The organism is Stutzerimonas chloritidismutans (assembly GCF_051486945.1).
GTDB classification, from domain to species: domain Bacteria; phylum Pseudomonadota; class Gammaproteobacteria; order Pseudomonadales; family Pseudomonadaceae; genus Stutzerimonas; species Stutzerimonas chloritidismutans_B.
In genome coordinates, this window is record NZ_JAHVDX010000003.1 from 21209 (window position 1) to 39371 (window position 18163).

Here is an 18163-nt window from a genome sequence, read left to right on the forward strand (position 1 = left end):
CGCCAAACGACGGCTCAGCGAAAGCCGCGGCGTTCGCGGATGAGGCTGTAGGCGCTGCGCAATTCGCGGGTCCGCTCGGTCGCTTCGCGCACCTGGCTCGCACTGGCGCCTGCACCGGCCTGCTTGTCGGGATGATGCTTGCTCAGCAGGCGACGGTAGGCCTGCTTGATGACCTGCGGGTCGCTGTCGGCTCGCACGCCAAGCAGCCGCAGCGCCTGTTCGTAGGCGCCACCGACGGCGCTGGGAGCGCCCTGTCGGCGCCCGCCGCCCTGATCCAACGCTGCTACGGCAGCAGCATCCCAGCCCATCCATTTGCCCCATAGCATGATCAGCTCATGCTCGCGCGTATCCACTGCTCCCCGGGCGCGCGCCATTCGCCAGCAGGCCTGCAGCACGCCGCGTGCGTCGTCCTGCCGGCCACGCAGCTGCTGCAACGGCTCGCGCAACCCATCGCCACCCGCCTTGCCACGATAAAAGGCATCAATGGCCCCGCGTTGCTGCGAAGCCGTCAACTGCAGGCGCCGCATCTCGCCGCGCGCCGCCTGGATGTGCGCCTCGCTGATCCGGCCGCTGCTCTTCGCCAACCGCCCAAGCAGGAAGAACAGCAACTCATTACCCTGCATCACCGGCGGTCCACCGCCCAGGCGCTGCCGCAATCGCGCCCAGGAATCGAGCCCGAGGCGGCGGTCGACTACATGCCCGATGAGGCCGCCGAGCAAGGCGCCCGGGATGCTCGCCAGCCACCAGCCAGCCAGCGCCCCGAGGTAGGTGACAGGCCAGAACATCTAGCGCCGGCCCTCGATGATCCGCTCGACGTCGGCAAGACGCTCATGCGTCCCGACGTCGATCCAGCAACCGTTGAAATGCTCGCCACTGACCTGACCTTCGGCTATGGCCTGACGCAGCAGGGGGGCCAACTTGAAGGCGCCAGGCTGGCAACCCTCGAATAGGCGGGGGCTCAACACGGCGATGCCGCTGTAGGTCAGCGCCGCCTCACCGACGGCGTCCTGCACCCGCCCGTTGCTCAGTGAGAAATCCCCCGCGGGGTGGTGGGCCGGGTTGTCGACCAGCACCAGATGGGCCAGCCCCGTCATGGGCGCCTTCAGGCGGTGAAAGTCATAGTCCGTCCAGATGTCACCGTTGACCACCAGGAACGGCTCATCACCCAACAATGGCAAGGCGCGGTGAATCCCTCCGCCGGTTTCCAGTGGCTCGCCCTCCGGCGAATAGCGGATATGAACCCCCAGCGCCGCGCCGTCGCCCAGGTGGGCCTCGATCTGCTCACCGAGCCAGGCGTGGTTGATGACCAGCTCATCGAATCCCGCCTTGACGAGCGCCCGGAGGTGGTACTCGATCAGCGGAACGCCACCCGCTCGAACGAGCGGCTTGGGCGTGTGCAAGGTCAACGGGCGCAGCCGCTCGCCTTTGCCGGCGGCCAGGATCATTGCCTTCATGTCGTGCTCCGCTCGCGTGGCAAGCCCTGCAGGAGCGTGGCCAGGTCAGCCATTTCCGGCCGACGCGACATCACCTCGTCGAGGTAGGCGAAAAAGCGCGGGACGTCGCTCAGGTAGCGTGGCTTGCCGTCACGATGGCAGATGCGCGCGAAGATGCCGATGACCTTTAGATGACGTTGCGCGCCCATGAGGTCGCTGGCGCGGTGGAAGGCGTCGAAACTGTCCTGCACCGGAACACCGCGCACCCGCGCTTGTTCCCAATACGCCTGCAGCCAAGCCTGAACCCGCGCGCTCGGCCAGCTGATGAAGGCGTCCTTGAACAGCGAGGTGATGTCGTAGGTCACCGGGCCAGAGACGGCGTCCTGGAAATCCAATACACCCGGGTTTGGCTGGCTGATCATCAGGTTGCGGGGCATGTAGTCCCGATGCACCAACACCTTCGGCTGTGCCAGCGCAGCGTCGATCAGCAACCGCGAGGTACTGTCCCACAGAGCTTGCTCCGCAGCGGTGAAACGGTGGCCGATATGGCGTTGAACGTACCACTCAGGAAAGAGCTGCAGCTCGCGGCGTAGCAGGGCTTCGTCATAGGTTGGCAACCCGGCCGGAGCGGCGTTGACTTGCATCGTCAGCAGTGCCTCGATGGCATCGGCGAACAAGCCCTCGGCGTTGTGCTCGTCGATCACGTCCAGGTAGGTTTGGCGGCCGAGATCGGATAGCAGCAAAAACCCCCGGTCTAGATCGGCTGCCAGGATTTGCGGCACGTGGATGCCGGCCGCCGCAAGCGTTTCGGCAACCGCAACGAAAGGCCGGCAGTTTTCCTGTGGGGGCGGCGCATCCATCACGATGAGGCTGCGGTCCGCCGCCTGCCAACGGAAATAGCGCCGGAAACTGGCATCGCTGCTCGCCGCGACCAGCGATGCATCTGGCACCTCGCCCCATTCACGCCGGGTATACAGCTCAGTCAGTCGAGGCTCGAGCCAGGCACTCAGGTCCGCCAGGCGTTGATCATGTTGCGACATATGCACGGGTCTCCACGGCGCTAGCCGTTCAGCAGGTCATGCTTTATTATCCAGCATCTTTTTCAGACCATCGAGAGGCGTGCGGCCTAGCCCGGCCGATGGCTCGCCGCAAGCACGGACCCGAAAAACAAGATGGCAGTCAAATATCCCGCTTTTCGTAAAAAATTCCCTCTTTTGGTTACGGGTGGGCTGCTAGCACTGCAACCCGTAGCGACACCCCTGGTCTTCGCGGCAGAGCAATTCGCTTGTCAGCCAGGCGCCAATGGTAGCTGGGACTGCGCTACCGAGACGCCCGCCGAGTCGTTACCACCCCGTCCCGTGCATCCTGGCAGCGCCGCCGCCAGCCGCTCGGACGAACCTGCGACCAAAACGCGAAAGCCTGCTTCCCGCCCTGCAACCGCTAACACGACGCTGGTATCGGAAGCCCGTGGTCGCGCGCTCGCTTCGCGCAGCGCTGACTACAGTCACCTGGACTGGGTCCCGCGTGACCAACTCACTAATGCGCAGCTGGCCGAGACCGGCCCCTACTGCGCTGGTACTTATGTCGAACCGCGCCGGCCGGGACAGTTCGACAACACGCCGATGAGCGAGGCACCGACGTATGTCTCGGCCAAGGCGACGCGTTATGAACAGCAGCAGGAGGTCGCAACTCTGGCCGGCGACGTCGTTCTGCGCCAGGGCAGCATCCAGGCCGAGGCGGACGAGGCCAGCCTGTACCAGCTGGAAAATCGCGGCGAACTCCGAGGCAACGTGCGCCTGCGCGACCGGGGCGCGCTCATGGTCGGCGACCGTGCCGAACTGCTGCTCGACACCGGCGAAGCCAAGGTCGAGAACGCGGAATACGTGGTGCACCAAGGCAAAATCCGGGGCAACGCGCAGTACGCCAAACGCGAAGAAAACGCCATCATCCGCCTCAAGGACGGGACCTATACCCGCTGCGAGCCCGGCGATAACGACTGGTATTTGCAAGGCAACAACGTAACGTTGAACCCGGCCACCGGTTTCGGTTCGGCTACCAACGTGACGCTACGGGTCAAGGGCGTTCCGGTGTTCTATACACCGTACATCTATTTCCCGATCGACGATCGCCGACAGTCCGGCTTCCTCGCTCCGAGCATCAGCTCCTCCAGCGATACCGGCCTGTCGATCGTCACGCCCTACTATTTCAACCTGGCACCGAACTTCGACGCCACGCTGTATCCGAACTACATGACCGATCGCGGCCTGTTGATGGAAGGCGAATTCCGCTACCTGACGCGCAGCAGCGAAGGCCAGTTCGGCGCGGCCTACCTGGACGACAGCAACGACGACCGCAAGCTGCAGTCCGAATACGAAGACCAGCGCTGGATGTATAGCTGGCAGCATCGTACCGGTCTGGATTCGCGCTGGCTGGCCGAAGCCGACTACACGGACATCAGCGACCCCTACTATTTCCAGGATCTGGATACCAACCTCAACATCGACCAGCCGGATCACCTGGACCAGCGCGGTACCCTGACCTATCGCGCCCCAAGCTACACGGCCCGCCTGAATGTGCATGCCTACGAGCGTGCCACGATCGCCGACGTCACACCTTACGAGCGGCTGCCGCAATTGACGCTCGACGGCGCCCTGCCCTCCCAGCCAGGTGGCGTGCGCTTTGCCTACAACACCGAATTCGTCAGCTTTCAGCGCAGCCTGCGCAGCGGCAACTACATCAACGACGATGGTATTGCCGAAGAATGGTATGACGAAAACATCAAAGGCATTAATAGGGCGGAAGGTGAGCGTTTGCATCTGGAGCCGGGCGTGAGCCTGCCGCTCGACTGGAGCTGGGGTTTCATCAAGCCGTCACTCAAATACGCCTACACCAAGTACGACCTGACGCTCGACAATAAGGGTCGTAGCGAAGTTACCGATTTCGACGACTCACCTGATCGCAGTATCCCGATCGCCAGCGTCGATGCCGGCCTGTATTTCGATCGCGACGCCAACTGGTTCGGCCAGGATTACCGCCAGACGCTCGAGCCGCGGCTGTTCTATCTCTATGTACCCTACGAGGACCAGAGCGATATCCCGGTCTTCGATACCGGCGAAAGCACCTTCAGCTATGCCTCGCTGTGGCGGGAAAACCGCTTCTCCGGCAAGGACCGCATCGGCGACGCCAATCAGGTATCGCTGGGCGTAACCAATCGCTGGATCCAGCCGAACGGCATGGAGCGCCAGCGCTTCAGCATCGGCCAGATCTACTATTTCCGTGATCGCAAGGTCCAGTTGCCGAACCTGGAAGATCGCCCCGGCTCGACCTCCGATGTGTCGCCCTATGCGCTGGAATACATGTTCCGCTTCAACCGGGACTGGCGCTTCACCTCGACCTTCAACTGGGACCCGAACGAAGGCCGCACCCGCTCGGGCAGTGCCATGTTCCACTACCAGCCGGCAGACAACCCGAACAAGATCCTCAACGTTGGCTACCGCTACCGCAACGACACCGTGCGTTTCGACCAGGCGACCGGCGAATGGACCTACGAGCCTGATTTCGGCCGGGAAGGTGCTGAAAACTTCATCGAGGATTATTACAAGATCAACCAGCACGACATCTCCGCGATCTGGCCAATCGTGCCGCAGTGGAGCGTGATCGGTCGCTGGCAGCACGATTACAGCCGCAACCGCACGCTCGAGGCCTATGGCGGCTTCGAGTACGACAGCTGTTGCTGGAAGCTGCGCCTGATCAATCGCTACTGGATCGACTACGACGAGACCAGTCTTAACCCATCGCAGAACGACGAGCCAGACAATGGCATCTTCCTGCAAATCGTCCTCAAGGGACTCGGCGGCGTGTTCGGCAGCTCGACCGAGACGTTCCTCGAGGAAGGCATACAAGGCTATCGTGAACGTGAAGACCAAGCTTTCTGATTTTGTGCGCCCCTTGCTGCTGGGCGCTTTGCTCCTGGGTAACGCCTCGATCGCGACCAGTGTCTCGGCAGAGGTACGTCCGCTGGACCGCATCGTTGCCATCGTCGATAACGACGTGATCATGCAGAGCCAGTTGGATCAGCGCATGGAAGAGGTCCTCCAGACCATCGAAAAGCGCGGCGCGCAGATGCCGCCAACCGCGGAGATGGAACAGCAGGTACTCGAACGCCTAATCACTGAGAACCTGCAACTGCAGATCGGCGAGCGCTCCGGCATTCGTATCTCGGACGAAGAGCTCAACCAGGCCATGGGCACCATTGCCCAGCGCAACAACATGACCCTCGAACAGTTCCGCGCCGCGCTCGAGCGTGACGGCCTCAGCCTGGAAACCGCGCGCGAGCAGATCCGCCGTGAGATGGTGATCAGCCGGGTTCGCCAGCGCCGCATCGCCGAGCGGGTGCAGGTTTCGAATCAGGAGGTCCAGAATTTCCTCGCATCGGACCTGGGCAAGCTGCAGCTATCCGAAGAGTACCGCCTGGCCAACATCCTGATCCCGGTTGCCGACTCGGCCGATTCAGCTGCCATCCAGGCCGCGGAGCGGACCGCGAAGGACACCTATCAGCAACTGCAGAATGGCGCTGACTTCGCTCAGCTTGCCGTAACCCGATCAGCGAGCGAGAACGCGTTGGAAGGCGGCGACATGGGCTGGCGCAAAGCGGCGCAGCTGCCACCGCCTTTCGATAGCCAAGTTCGGGAAATGTCGGTCGGTGAAGTCACCCAGCCCGTGCGCACGCCACCAGGTTTCATCCTGCTCAAGGTACTCGACAAGCGCGGCGGCGAAACCCAGGTGCGGGACGAAGTTCATGTCCGCCACATACTGATCAAGCCCAGCCAGATCCGCAGCGAGGAAGAGAGCCGCCGCCTGATCGAGCGCCTGCGCGAGCGCATCCTGGCTGGCGAGAGCTTTGCTGATCTGGCGAAAAGCTTTTCGGAAGATCCGGGCTCGGCACTCAACGGCGGCGACCTCAATTGGATCGACCCCAGTTCGCTGGTTCCTGAATTCCGTGAAGTGATGGCCAACATCCCCAGCGGCCAATTGTCCGAACCCTTCAAAACCCCTTATGGCTGGCACATTCTCGAAGTGCTGGGCCGTCGTGCAACCGATGCCAGCGAGGAGTTCCGCGAGCAGCAGGCGCTGAATCTCCTGCGTAACCGCAAATACGAGGAAGAGTTGCAGGCCTGGCTGCGCCAGATCCGAGACGAAGCCTACGTGGAAATCAAAATCTGATCGATCGAGCCAGAGCAGCTCGACACCAGCCACCCGAACGGGCCTGCCAAATTGGCCGGCCCGTTTTTCATTGAGGCGACGACCATGGTGAAACGCTTTGCGCTGACTCCCGGAGAACCTGCTGGCATTGGGCCCGACCTGTGCCTGCTAATAGCCCGCGAGGCTCACCCACATTCGCTTGTCGCGGTCGCCAGCGAAGATCTTCTGCAAGCACGTGCCGAAGCACTCGGCCTGGATATCGACCTGATCACAGTCGGTCCGGGGCGTTGGCCGAACCGCCCCGCGGCGGCTGGCGCGCTCTATGTCTGGGATACGCCCTTACCCAGGGTGGCGGTACCCGGCCAGCTGGATACGGCCAATGCCGCCTATGTCCTGGAGACACTGTCGCGTGCCGGCCGCGGCTGCCTGGACGGTACCTTCGCCGGGATGATTACCGCCCCGGTGCACAAGGGTGTCATCAACGACGGAGGCATGGCGTTCTCCGGACACACTGAGTTTCTTGCCGAGCTGACCGGGACGGAGCAGGTCGTGATGATGCTGGCGACCCGCGGTCTGCGGGTTGCGCTAGTCACCACCCACCTGCCGCTTAAGGACGTCGTCACCGCGATCACCACGGATCGACTGCAGCGAGTCACGCGCATTCTGCACAAGGACTTGGTCGAAAAGTTCGGCGTCAGTCACCCACGCATCCTGGTCTGCGGGCTCAACCCGCACGCTGGTGAAGGAGGCCACTTAGGGCGCGAGGAAATCGAAGTGATCGAGCCGACATTAGAGGCCTTGCGCGCCGAAGGCATCGACCTCATCGGCCCCCTACCAGCCGACACCCTCTTTACCCCCAAACACCTCGAGGCGTGCGATGCCGTGTTGGCCATGTATCACGACCAGGGCTTACCGGTCCTCAAGTACAAGGGCTTTGGCGCGGCCGTGAACGTTACCTTGGGGCTACCCATCGTGCGGACATCGGTCGACCACGGCACCGCACTTGATCTAGCCGGAACCGGGCGGATCGACACCGGTAGTCTCACGGTCGCTCTGGAAACGGCCTATCAAATGGCGCGGTAGTGTCCAGCAGACGATTCGATTGAGCCTTCACCGTATCGACAGGCTGGCAAGCAGCACGCCGCTACCGACGGGCATTTAGTCGTCGCTGCCGCCATGGGCTGTTAAAATGCGTGCCTTTTCGCTTTCAGCTTCAAGCTTCAGGCTTCGAGCTGCCCCCTGGAGCCTCTGATGTCCGACTACCAACACCGAGCGCGCAAGCGATTCGGTCAGAATTTTCTTCACGACGCCGGCGTCATCCACCGAATTCAGCGCGCCATTCATGCCCGCCCGGGCGAGCGCATCGTGGAGATCGGGCCCGGCCAGGGCGCATTGACCGAAGGGATATTGGACAGCGGCGCCCACCTGGACGTCGTTGAGCTTGACCTGGACCTGATCCCAATCCTCCAGCAGAAGTTCGCTGACCGCGCCAACTTCTCGCTCAACCAAGGGGACGCCCTGAAGTTCGACTTCGGCCAGCTGACTCACGACCCGCGCAGCCTGCGGATCGTTGGCAACCTGCCCTATAACATTTCCACGCCCTTGATTTTCCATCTGCTGGACCACGCCAGCCTGATCCGCGACATGCACTTCATGCTGCAAAAGGAAGTGGTCGAGCGATTGGCGGCCGAGCCGGGCGGTGGGGATTGGGGGCGTCTGTCGATAATGGTGCAGTATCACTGTCGGGTCGAGCACCTGTTCAATGTCGGGCCAGGCGCATTCAACCCCGCGCCGAAAGTCGATTCGGCGATCGTCCGGCTGGTACCACACGAGGAGCTGCCACATCCCGCTCAGGACCCTCGTCAGCTGGAAATCGTTGTCCGCCAGGCCTTCAATCAGCGCCGCAAGACACTGCGCAATACGCTGAAAGGCCTGTTGGATGCTGACGCCATCGCTGCAGCGAACGTGGACGGCAGTCTACGACCGGAACAGCTGGACCTTGCCGCGTTCGTACGCTTATCAGACCAGCTTTGCGCGCGTGTCTGAACAAACCCTGCGATCAGGAGCCTCCATGTCCAACGACCGTTACCAGATCGAAGTCAGCGCCATCCCGGAATACGTGGCCGCGCAGTCCCAGCCGGAACAAAACCGCTATGCCTTTGCCTACACCATAACCATAGAGAACAAAGGCCAGCTCACCGCGCAGCTGCTCTCACGTCATTGGATCATCACTGATGGAGACGGGCAGGTGCAGGAAGTCCGCGGCGCTGGCGTCGTTGGCGAGCAGCCGGTCATCGCGCCCGGCCAACGCCATGTCTACACCAGCGGCACGCTGATGGCCTCTCGCGTCGGCACCATGCAGGGCAGCTACCAAATGCTGGCCGAGGATGGCCACCGATTCGATGCAGAGATCGCGCCGTTCCGGCTGGCCGTACCCGGAGCCTTGCATTGACTACCTATGCAGTAGGCGACCTCCAAGGTTGCCTCGAGCCACTCATATGCCTGCTCGAACAGGTGGATTTCAGCCCATCGCGCGACTGCCTGTGGCTGGCTGGCGACCTGGTCAACCGTGGCCCGCAGTCGTTGGAAGCGTTGCGCTATGTGCGCGACCTGGGCAGTGCGGGCGTGACGGTGCTGGGCAATCATGACCTGCATTTGCTCGCCGTCGCCCACAACGTGGAGCGGATGAAAAAGAACGACACCCTGCAGGCCATCCTCGACGCCGACGACCGGGATGACCTGATCGACTGGCTACGCCAGCAGAAACTCGTCCACCATGACGCTAGCCGTGAGACCACCATGGTCCACGCCGGCATTCCACCGCAATGGACGTTGGCCAAAGCCTTGCGCCGCGCAGCTGAAGTCGAGCATGTATTGCGCGATGACGCGATGCTGCTGCCCTTTCTCGATGGCATGTATGGCAACCAGCCCGCGAAGTGGGACAAGGAATTGACCGGTATCCCTCGCCTGCGCGTGATCACCAACTATTTCACCCGCATGCGCTTCTGCAAGGCCGACGGTACTCTCGACCTCGAAGCCAAAGAGGGTCTCGAGAGCGCGCCGGAAGGCTACGCGCCATGGTTCAGCCATTCAAACCGCAAGATGCGCGGCTGCCGAATCGTCTTCGGCCACTGGGCCGCACTCGAAGGCCGCTGCGATGAACCTAACGTCTATGCACTGGACACTGGCTGCGTCTGGGGCAACAACATGACGCTGATGAACCTGGACAGCGGCGAACTTCACCACTGCGATTGCGAGCCCAAGCCATGACCGATTTCAAACGCATCTCCCCTGAACAGGCACAGACGCTGCGCGAACATGGCGGTGTGTTCGTCGATATTCGCGATTCGCACAGCTACGCCATCGGGCACATCGCGGGTTCGGCCCACCTCGACAATCATTCGCTACCGGACTTCATCGCCAGCGCCGACCTGGACCAGCCGCTGATTGTGACCTGCTATCACGGCCACTCCAGCCAGAGCGCCGCAGCCTACCTAGCCAACCAAGGCTTCTCCGATGTCTATAGCCTTGATGGCGGTTTCGAGCTCTGGCGCCAGACCTATCCGGATCAGATCGAATCCAGCGACCCCACCTAAATATTTTTCTCTCGCAACGCCGCGCAATACGTGGCGTTCACTCTCCTCCCGACGAAACGCAGCGGTTATCACGCCTGCTTTCCCTTGAATTTGCTGAATCCGAACTATCCTTCAGTTCAGGCCATCCAAACAGATGGAAGCCGATTTCGGCTTGAGGCCTCAGGTTTCGACCATCAGGTGTTCGGGGGAACTCCAAAGGCCGATAGTCGGCCGGTACCTGAATGCCTGATGACAACACCGGCTCCGAGCATCGTCCGAGGTGAAGTCAATGAGCATTTTCAGCCATTTCCAGCAACGATTCGAAGCAACCCGCCAGGAAGAGTATTCGCTCCAGGAATACCTCGATCTGTGCAAGGAAGACCGGGGCACTTACGCAACCGCAGCCGAACGCCTGTTGATGGCCATCGGTGAGCCACAACTGATCGATACCTCGACTGACTCGAGACTGTCGCGCATCTTTTCGAACAAGGTAATCCGGCGCTACCCGGCGTTCGAAGATTTCCACGGCATGGAAGAGTGCATCGACCAGATCGTGTCTTACTTCCGCCATGCTGCGCAGGGACTGGAAGAGAAGAAGCAGATCCTCTACCTCCTGGGCCCAGTGGGCGGCGGCAAGTCCTCCTTGGCCGAGAAGCTCAAGCAGTTAATGGAGAAGGTGCCCTTCTACGCAATCAAAGGCTCACCAGTGTTCGAATCGCCCCTCGGCCTGTTCAACCCCGCCGAGGACGCGGACATCCTCGAGGAGGACTACGGCATCCCGCGCCGCTACCTCACCTCGATCATGTCGCCTTGGGCGACCAAACGCCTGCAGGAGTTCGGCGGCGACATCAGTCAGTTCCGCGTGGTCAAACTTTACCCGTCCATCCTCAACCAAATCGCCGTGGCCAAGACCGAGCCGGGCGATGAGAACAACCAGGATATTTCCGCGCTGGTTGGCAAGGTGGATATTCGCAAGCTCGAGGAATACCCGCAAAACGACGCCGACGCCTACAGCTACTCGGGTGCGCTGTGCCGGGCCAACCAAGGCCTGATGGAGTTCGTCGAGATGTTCAAGGCGCCCATCAAGGTCTTGCACCCATTGCTGACGGCTACCCAGGAGGGTAACTACAACAGCACCGAAGGCCTCGGCGCGATTCCCTACAGCGGGATCCTGCTGGCGCATTCCAACGAGTCGGAGTGGCATAGCTTCCGCAACAACAAAAACAACGAGGCGTTCATCGACCGCATCTACATCGTCAAGGTGCCCTACTGCCTGCGTGTGTCGGATGAAATAAAGATCTACGACAAGCTGCTCATCAACAGCTCGCTGGCCAAGGCCCATTGCGCACCGGACACGCTGAAGATGCTCGCGCAATTCTCTGTCCTGAGCCGCCTCAAGGAGCCAGATAACTCCAATATCTACTCCAAGATGCGCGTCTACGACGGCGAGAACTTGAAGGACACCGATCCGAAGGCCAAGTCGATCCAGGAATACCGCGACGCCGCCGGCGTCGACGAGGGCATGAACGGGCTCTCGACCCGCTTCGCCTTCAAGATCCTGTCGAAGGTGTTCAACTTCGATCCGCACGAGGTGGCCGCCAACCCGGTGCATCTGCTCTACGTGCTGGAGCAGCAGATCGAGCAGGAACAGTTTCCGGCCGAAGTGCGCGAGCGCTACCTGCGCTTCATCAAGGAATACTTGGCGCCGCGCTACGTCGACTTCATCGGCAAGGAAATCCAGACCGCCTACCTCGAGTCTTACAGCGAGTACGGCCAAAACATCTTCGACCGCTACGTGCTCTATGCGGACTTCTGGATCCAGGATCAGGAATACCGCGACCCGGAAACCGGAGAAATCCTCAACCGTGCGGCACTCAACGAAGAGCTGGAAAAGATCGAGAAACCCGCCGGCATCAGTAATCCCAAGGATTTCCGCAACGAGATCGTCAACTTCGTGCTGCGAGCCCGTGCCAACAACAACGGCAAGAATCCGTCTTGGCTCAGCTACGAAAAACTGCGGGTGGTGATCGAGAAGAAAATGTTCTCGAACACGGAGGATCTGCTGCCAGTCATCAGCTTCAACGCCAAGGCCAGCAAGGAGGATCAGAAGAAGCACAACGACTTCGTGGTACGGATGGTCGAGCGCGGCTACACCGAAAAGCAGGTTCGGCTGCTGTCGGAGTGGTATCTGCGGGTACGTAAATCCCAATAAGCCGCTAAGCCGCCCAAGGCTAGAGGCTGGAGGCTGGACGAAAAGCCAAGATATTCGTCCAGCTTCCAGCATTCAGCCTCAGCCCGGAGGGCTCGTATGAGTTACGTGATCGACCGCCGTCTGAACGGCAAGAACAAGAGCACGGTCAATCGCCAGCGCTTTCTGCAGCGATACCGTGGGCACATCAAAAAGGCGGTGGAAGAGGCCGTCGGCCGCCGCTCTATCACCGACATGGAGCATGGCGAGCAAATCAGCATTCCCGGTCGGGACATCGACGAACCCATCCTTCATCACGGGCGCGGCGGCCGACAGACCATCGTCCATCCAGGCAATAAGGAATTCATCGCCGGCGAGCGCATCCCTCGCCCACAGGGCGGCGGTGGCGGCCAGGGTTCGGGCCAGGCCAGCAATAGCGGCGAAGGCATGGACGACTTCGTATTCCAGATCACCCAGGAAGAGTTCCTCGACTTCATGTTCGAGGATCTCGAACTGCCCAACTTGGTCAAGCGGCACCTGGCCGGGACGGATACCTTCAAGACTGTGCGTGCCGGCATCAGCAATGAAGGCAACCCTTCGCGCATCAACATCATCCGCACGCTGCGCTCGGCCCATGCTCGCCGCATCGCCCTGTCAGGCAGCAGCCGGGCCAAGCTTCGCGAAGTCAAAGCGGAATTGGCTCGCCTGAAGCTGGAGGAACCGGCAAATTTCACCGACATCCAGGCCGCCGAGGAAGAGATCGCACGGCTGAGTGCGCGCATTCACCGCGTGCCTTTCCTCGACACCTTCGATTTGAAATACAACCTCTTGGTCAAGCACCCCAACCCCAGCTCGAAGGCGGTGATGTTCTGCTTGATGGACGTCTCGGGCTCCATGACGCAGGCGACCAAGGACATCGCCAAACGCTTCTTCATCCTGTTGTACCTGTTCCTCAAGCGGAACTACGACAAGATCGAAGTGGTGTTCATCCGCCACCACACCAGCGCCAAGGAAGTCGACGAAGAGGAGTTCTTCTACTCGCGCGAAACCGGCGGCACCATCGTCTCCAGCGCGCTGAAGATGATGCAGGAGATCATGGCCGAGCGTTACCCGGTCAACGAATGGAACATCTATGCGGCCCAGGCTTCGGACGGCGACAACTGGAACGATGATTCGCCGATCTGTCGGGACATCCTGATCAACCAGATCATGCCGTTCGTCCAATACTTCACTTACGTCGAAATTACGCCTCGTGAGCATCAGGCCTTGTGGTACGAATACAACCAGGTCGCCGAAGCCTTTGGTGATTCGTTCGCCCAGCAGCAACTGGTGACCGCCGGCGACATCTATCCGGTGTTTCGCGAACTCTTCCAGCGGCGCATGGCCAGCTGAGGTAAGCATCATGAAACGACAGCCCATCTCCACCGGCTCGGAATGGACCTTCGACCTGATCCGCACCTACGACCGTGAAATCGGCCGCATCGCCGAGCGCTACGCCCTAGACACCTACCCCAACCAGATCGAAGTGATCACGGCCGAACAGATGATGGACGCCTACGCTTCGGTCGGCATGCCGCTGGGCTATCACCACTGGTCGTACGGCAAGCATTTCCTGAGCACCGAAAAGTCCTACACGCGCGGGCAGATGGGCCTGGCCTACGAAATCGTGATCAACTCCGACCCCTGCATCGCCTATCTGATGGAAGAAAACACCATCACCATGCAGGCGCTGGTCATCGCCCACGCCAGCTACGGGCACAACAGCTTCTTCAAGGGCAACTACCTGTTTCGCACCTGGACGGACGCCAGCTCGATCATCGACTATCTGGTTTTTGCCAAGCAGTACATCACCCAATGCGAGGAGCGCCACGGCATCGATGCGGTGGAAGACCTGCTCGACTCCTGCCACGCCCTGATGAACTACGGCGTCGACCGCTACAAGCGGCCCTATCCCATTTCCGCTGAGGAGGAACGGCGCCGGCAGAAGGAGCGCGAGGAGCATCTGCAAAAGCAGATCAACGACTTGTGGCGCACCATCCCTCGGTTTGGCGAGAAGGAGGACGAACACCACGCCGATCATCGCTTCCCGGCTGAACCGCAGGAAAACATCCTGTATTTCATCGAGAAGCACGCTCCGCTACTCGAACCCTGGCAGCGGGAAATCGTGCGGATCGTCCGCAAGATTGCGCAGTACTTCTACCCTCAGCGCCAGACCCAAGTCATGAACGAAGGGTGGGCGACCTTCTGGCACTACACCCTGCTTAACGACCTTTACGACGAAGGCTTGGTCACCGACGGCTTCATGATGGAGTTTCTCCAGTCGCACACGAGCGTCATTTACCAGCCCGGCTTCGACAGCCCTTACTACAGCGGAATTAACCCCTACACCCTCGGATTCGCGATGTACCAGGACATCCGGAGGATCTGCGAGAACCCCACCGAGGAAGACAAACGCTGGTTCCCCGACATTGCTGGTAGCGACTGGCTGACCACCGTCAAATTCGCCATGAACAACTTCAAGGACGAGAGCTTCATCCTGCAGTTCCTCTCGCCGAAGGTGATCCGCGACCTCAAGTTGTTCAGCATTCTGGACGACGACCGCAAGGACGAGCTGCTCGTTCCGGCAATCCATGATGAAGGCGGCTACCACACCATTCGCGAATTGCTTGCGGCGCAGTACAACCTTGGCAACCGAGAACCCAACGTGCAGGTCTGGAGTGTGGACCGGCGCGGTGATCGCTCCCTCACGCTGCGCCACCAACAGCACGATCGCAAGCCGCTTGGCAGCTCGACGGACGAGGTGCTCAAGCACCTGCACCGGCTCTGGGGCTTTGACGTCCACCTGCAATCGATGCAGGACGACAAGGTCGTCACGACCCACCACATGCCGCCCCGGGCGGACGCCGAGCCTGAAGGTCGATTCGCCGGCATGAGCCTGACGCTGCCTCCGATCTGACGCCTCGCGCCGCCGGGTCGGCAGGCTCGGTGGCGGTTCGCGTTCCCAGCACCATCGTTTATCCTCCGCGCCAACGGAGGAAGGCATGCAAATCTACAAAGTAGGCGGCGCGGTTCGCGATAGGTTGCTGGGGCGCCCGGTCACCGAAGTCGACTGGGTAGTGGTCGGCTCCAGCGCAGAGGAAATGCAGGCGCAGGGCTTTCGCCCGGTTGGTGCGGACTTTCCGGTGTTTCTGCACCCACGTACCGGCGAGGAGTACGCGCTGGCCCGCACCGAACGCAAGAGTGGCCGCGGGTATGGTGGCTTCACGTTCTTCGCCAGCCCGGAGGTAACGCTGGAAGAGGACCTGACCCGTCGCGACCTGACCATCAACGCCATGGCCGAAGATGACCACGGACAGGTGATCGATCCCTACGGTGGGCAGGCCGATCTTGAAGCACGACTGCTCCGCCACGTTTCCCCGGCTTTCGCTGAAGATCCATTACGGGTTCTTCGGGTGGCGCGTTTCGCCGCGCGCTATGCCGAGCTGGGCTTTCGGGTGGCGCCGGACACGCTTGTTCTTATGCGGCGACTGGCTCACTCAGGCGAACTGCAGGCATTGACGCCCGAGCGCAGCTGGAAAGAAATCGCCCGCGCGCTGATGGAGCCGCGTCCTGATGTCTTCGTTCAAGTCCTGCGTGACTGCCATGCCCTGAGCGAACTTTTCCCGGCACTGGACGCACTGCTGGAACATGCTCCGAGCGACGTCGCGCCCGGGTTGCTCGCGACGCTCCGCCTGTGCGCCGTGCAAGATCAGCCGCTTGCAGTCCGCTGGGCTTGCCTGCTTCACCCGCTCGGCGACAACTCCCTCGCTGGGGATCCGATGGAGGCCATCGACGCCCTCAACCATCGATTCAAGGCTCCACGCGATTGCCAGGAGCTGTCACAGCTGGTCGGGCAATTTCAGCCAGCGGCGCGGATAGCGACGGAGCTGGAACCTCAAGCGTTGTTCGACCTGCTCCAACACTTCGACATTTACCGCCGCCCAGAGCGTTTCGAACAATTCCTTGCGGCTTGCGACATGATCGCCCGCGGCCGCTTCGGCTTGACCGACGGGAATCCGGGTACCGCCTACCTGTACGCAGCCGCCGAAGCCGCACGGGGCGTCCAGGTCAAACCACTGATAGAAAGGGGTTTGACCGGCGCCGCATTAGGCGAAGCGCTCAAACACGCGCGGCTCGAAGCCATCGAGATTTTTCACGCAAGCTGCAGCGCTGGCGATGCCAGTCGCGCCTAGACGGCCAGCGGAGGCGGATAAGCGTCGAGTAACGCGGCCGGCGTCAGCTCGGTGCCGCCCCACTGAAACTGCACGGGCCAAAGCAACTGATCGATACCTGCCAGCTGCCACAGCTCGGTAAAGGTCTGCCCTGACCGGGGGTCACGTCCCTCTGGCTCCAGCAACGCCAGTGGCCAGAGCACGAACGCGTTCTTCAGGATTTCCGGGCGGGGCAACTCCAGCCCATGGAAATTGCCGATCTGCTCACCGTAGAGCAGCACGTCGATGTCCAGCGGCAGGCCCTTGCGCTCAGGCGCGTAGCGGCCGTTGTCGGCCTCGATGAATTTCAGCCGCCGATCCAGTTCCATCAATGGCAACGTCGTGCGACCTGATACCACCAGGTTGAAGAAGTTCTCGCCCTTGTACCCCACCGCCAAGCTTTCGAACACCGGCGAACATCGCATTTCCACGAGCAAGCCGGCGAGCGCATCCAGCCCTGCATTGAGGTTGTGCTCGCGACGGGCATTGCTGCCCAGGCCGAGCAGCACGGGGATCAGCGGCATCCGCGTTCGATCTCCACACCCAGCGCCGACGCGCGCGCATTCACGCCCGGCTTGGTGACCCGCAGGCGCAGCCAGGGGATGCCGAACTCGCTCATCAGCGTAGCCGCGAGGCGTTCGGCAAAGGTCTCGACCAACTCGAAGCGAGACGACTCGGCGAATCGGTCGATCGCTTGGGTAACGGCTGCATAGTCGAGCGCCTTGTCCAGATCATCGCCGGCGGCGGCGGGACGAATATCCCACCCCAGTGTCAGATCCAGACGCAGGCACTGTCGAATGCCGCGCTCCCAGTCATACGCGCCGATCAGCGTATCCACTTCCAGCCCTTCGATGAAAACCCTATCCACGCCACTCTCTCCCGCCGCACGACAAGGCATCGCGCTGCCGCTAGACTCTAGGGCTCGCTGCCCCGGATGGATGCCATGTTCTGGCAACTGACGCTGTTCGCCTACCTGCTCGGCTCGCTGTCGTTCGCCATTGTACTCAGTCGTCTGACCGGTGCGCCCGATCCACGCGCCAGCGGCTCGGGCAACCCCGGCGCCACCAACATGCTGCGACTGGCGGGCAAGCGGATGGCCATCGCCACCCTGATCGGGGACATCATCAAGGGGCTGCTGCCGATACTGCTGGCCCGGTCACTGGGCTTGTCAGTCGCAGAGCAGGCCTGGATCGCCCTGGCGGCGGTGGTTGGACATCTTTATCCACTGTTCTTTCACTTTCGCGGTGGCAAAGGCGTCGCTACAGCTGCTGGCACCCTGCTGGGCCTCTACTCTCCCGCCGCGCTGTTGGCGATTGGCGCCTGGCTGCTGACCATTCGCGTGACCCGTACCAGCTCGGTCGCCGCCCTTGTCGCGATGCCACTATGCCTCCCGTTGCTGGCGTGGCGACAGCCGGACGCGCTCATGCCGATAGCGTTGCTGTCATGCCTGATCGTCTGGCGGCACCGCAGCAATCTGCGTGACCTCCATGCCGGGCGCGAACGGCACTTCTAGAA

Annotated in this window: 17 protein-coding genes; 12 read left to right on the top strand and 5 right to left on the bottom strand. The window is 61.5% G+C overall.

Annotated elements, in window-relative coordinates:
• Positions 1 to 14: 14 nt before the first annotated feature.
• Genes KXR72_RS12125 through KXR72_RS12135 form a run of 3 tightly spaced genes read right to left on the bottom strand, consistent with a single transcriptional unit; the run spans position 15 to position 2473 of the window.
• Positions 15 to 785, bottom strand: coding sequence for a DnaJ domain-containing protein (locus KXR72_RS12125; RefSeq protein WP_437421362.1), 771 nt, complete (start codon positions 783 to 785; stop codon positions 15 to 17).
• A complete protein-coding gene (gene murU, locus KXR72_RS12130) occupies positions 786 to 1454 on the bottom strand; it encodes an N-acetylmuramate alpha-1-phosphate uridylyltransferase MurU (RefSeq protein WP_437421363.1) in 669 nt (222 codons plus the stop codon).
• Positions 1451 to 2473, bottom strand: a complete 1023-nt coding sequence (locus KXR72_RS12135) for an aminoglycoside phosphotransferase family protein (RefSeq protein WP_437421364.1) — start codon at positions 2471 to 2473, stop codon at positions 1451 to 1453. The genes murU and KXR72_RS12135 overlap by 4 nt, the downstream gene beginning before the upstream one ends.
• A gap of 132 nt (positions 2474 to 2605) precedes the next feature.
• Here KXR72_RS12135 and KXR72_RS12140 point away from each other — a divergent pair, with 132 nt between their 5' ends.
• The 11 genes from KXR72_RS12140 to KXR72_RS12190 all read left to right on the top strand — a co-directional run bounded on the left by KXR72_RS12140 (position 2606) and on the right by KXR72_RS12190 (position 16630).
• Entirely contained in the window at positions 2606 to 5368 is a 2763-nt protein-coding gene (locus KXR72_RS12140) for an LPS-assembly protein LptD (RefSeq protein ID WP_437421365.1), read from the top strand.
• Positions 5349 to 6656 carry a peptidylprolyl isomerase gene (locus tag KXR72_RS12145; RefSeq protein ID WP_437421366.1) on the top strand — a complete coding sequence of 436 codons (1308 nt, stop codon included), beginning with the start codon at positions 5349 to 5351 and terminating at the stop codon, positions 6654 to 6656. The genes KXR72_RS12140 and KXR72_RS12145 overlap by 20 nt, the downstream gene beginning before the upstream one ends.
• Positions 6657 to 6740: 84 nt before the next feature.
• A complete protein-coding gene (gene pdxA / locus KXR72_RS12150; RefSeq protein ID WP_437421367.1) occupies positions 6741 to 7718 on the top strand; it encodes a 4-hydroxythreonine-4-phosphate dehydrogenase PdxA in 978 nt (325 codons plus the stop codon).
• Positions 7719 to 7886: 168 nt separating this feature from the next.
• Positions 7887 to 8681 (top strand): 16S rRNA (adenine(1518)-N(6)/adenine(1519)-N(6))-dimethyltransferase RsmA, encoded by a 795-nt coding sequence (gene rsmA, locus KXR72_RS12155; RefSeq protein ID WP_437421368.1) that lies wholly within the window; start codon positions 7887 to 7889, stop codon positions 8679 to 8681.
• A 25-nt stretch (positions 8682 to 8706) separates the two neighbouring features.
• A complete protein-coding gene (gene apaG / locus KXR72_RS12160) occupies positions 8707 to 9087 on the top strand; it encodes a Co2+/Mg2+ efflux protein ApaG (RefSeq protein ID WP_437421369.1) in 381 nt (126 codons plus the stop codon).
• Positions 9084 to 9905, top strand: coding sequence for a symmetrical bis(5'-nucleosyl)-tetraphosphatase (locus KXR72_RS12165; protein ID WP_437421370.1), 822 nt, complete (start codon positions 9084 to 9086; stop codon positions 9903 to 9905). The genes apaG and KXR72_RS12165 overlap by 4 nt, the downstream gene beginning before the upstream one ends.
• Positions 9902 to 10231: a thiosulfate sulfurtransferase GlpE gene (glpE, locus tag KXR72_RS12170; protein ID WP_437421371.1), complete on the top strand. Its 330-nt coding sequence runs from the start codon at positions 9902 to 9904 to the stop codon at positions 10229 to 10231. The genes KXR72_RS12165 and glpE overlap by 4 nt, the downstream gene beginning before the upstream one ends.
• A gap of 268 nt (positions 10232 to 10499) precedes the next feature.
• Complete coding sequence (locus KXR72_RS12175; protein WP_437421372.1) at positions 10500 to 12422, top strand: PrkA family serine protein kinase; 1923 nt, start codon at positions 10500 to 10502, stop codon at positions 12420 to 12422.
• 96 nt (positions 12423 to 12518) lie between these two features.
• Positions 12519 to 13790, top strand: a complete 1272-nt coding sequence (locus KXR72_RS12180) for a YeaH/YhbH family protein (protein ID WP_437421373.1) — start codon at positions 12519 to 12521, stop codon at positions 13788 to 13790.
• A 10-nt stretch (positions 13791 to 13800) separates the two neighbouring features.
• Positions 13801 to 15354: a SpoVR family protein gene (locus tag KXR72_RS12185; RefSeq protein ID WP_437421374.1), complete on the top strand. Its 1554-nt coding sequence runs from the start codon at positions 13801 to 13803 to the stop codon at positions 15352 to 15354.
• An 85-nt stretch (positions 15355 to 15439) separates the two neighbouring features.
• Positions 15440 to 16630 carry a multifunctional CCA addition/repair protein gene (locus tag KXR72_RS12190; RefSeq protein ID WP_437421375.1) on the top strand — a complete coding sequence of 397 codons (1191 nt, stop codon included), beginning with the start codon at positions 15440 to 15442 and terminating at the stop codon, positions 16628 to 16630.
• Here KXR72_RS12190 and folK read toward each other — a convergent pair.
• Both folK and folB read right to left on the bottom strand, forming a co-directional pair.
• Complete coding sequence (gene folK, locus KXR72_RS12195) at positions 16627 to 17172, bottom strand: 2-amino-4-hydroxy-6-hydroxymethyldihydropteridine diphosphokinase (protein ID WP_437421376.1); 546 nt, start codon at positions 17170 to 17172, stop codon at positions 16627 to 16629. The genes KXR72_RS12190 and folK overlap by 4 nt on opposite strands.
• Positions 17163 to 17516, bottom strand: a complete 354-nt coding sequence (folB, locus tag KXR72_RS12200; RefSeq protein WP_437421377.1) for a dihydroneopterin aldolase — start codon at positions 17514 to 17516, stop codon at positions 17163 to 17165. Before folB ends, folK begins: the two co-directional genes overlap by 10 nt.
• Before the next feature lie 75 nt (positions 17517 to 17591).
• Between folB and plsY the strand changes: the two genes are divergently transcribed.
• The gene (gene plsY / locus KXR72_RS12205) at positions 17592 to 18161 is read left to right on the top strand and encodes a glycerol-3-phosphate 1-O-acyltransferase PlsY (protein ID WP_437421378.1); all 570 of its coding nucleotides are present in this window, start codon (positions 17592 to 17594) and stop codon (positions 18159 to 18161) included.
• Positions 18162 to 18163 lie beyond the last annotated feature (2 nt).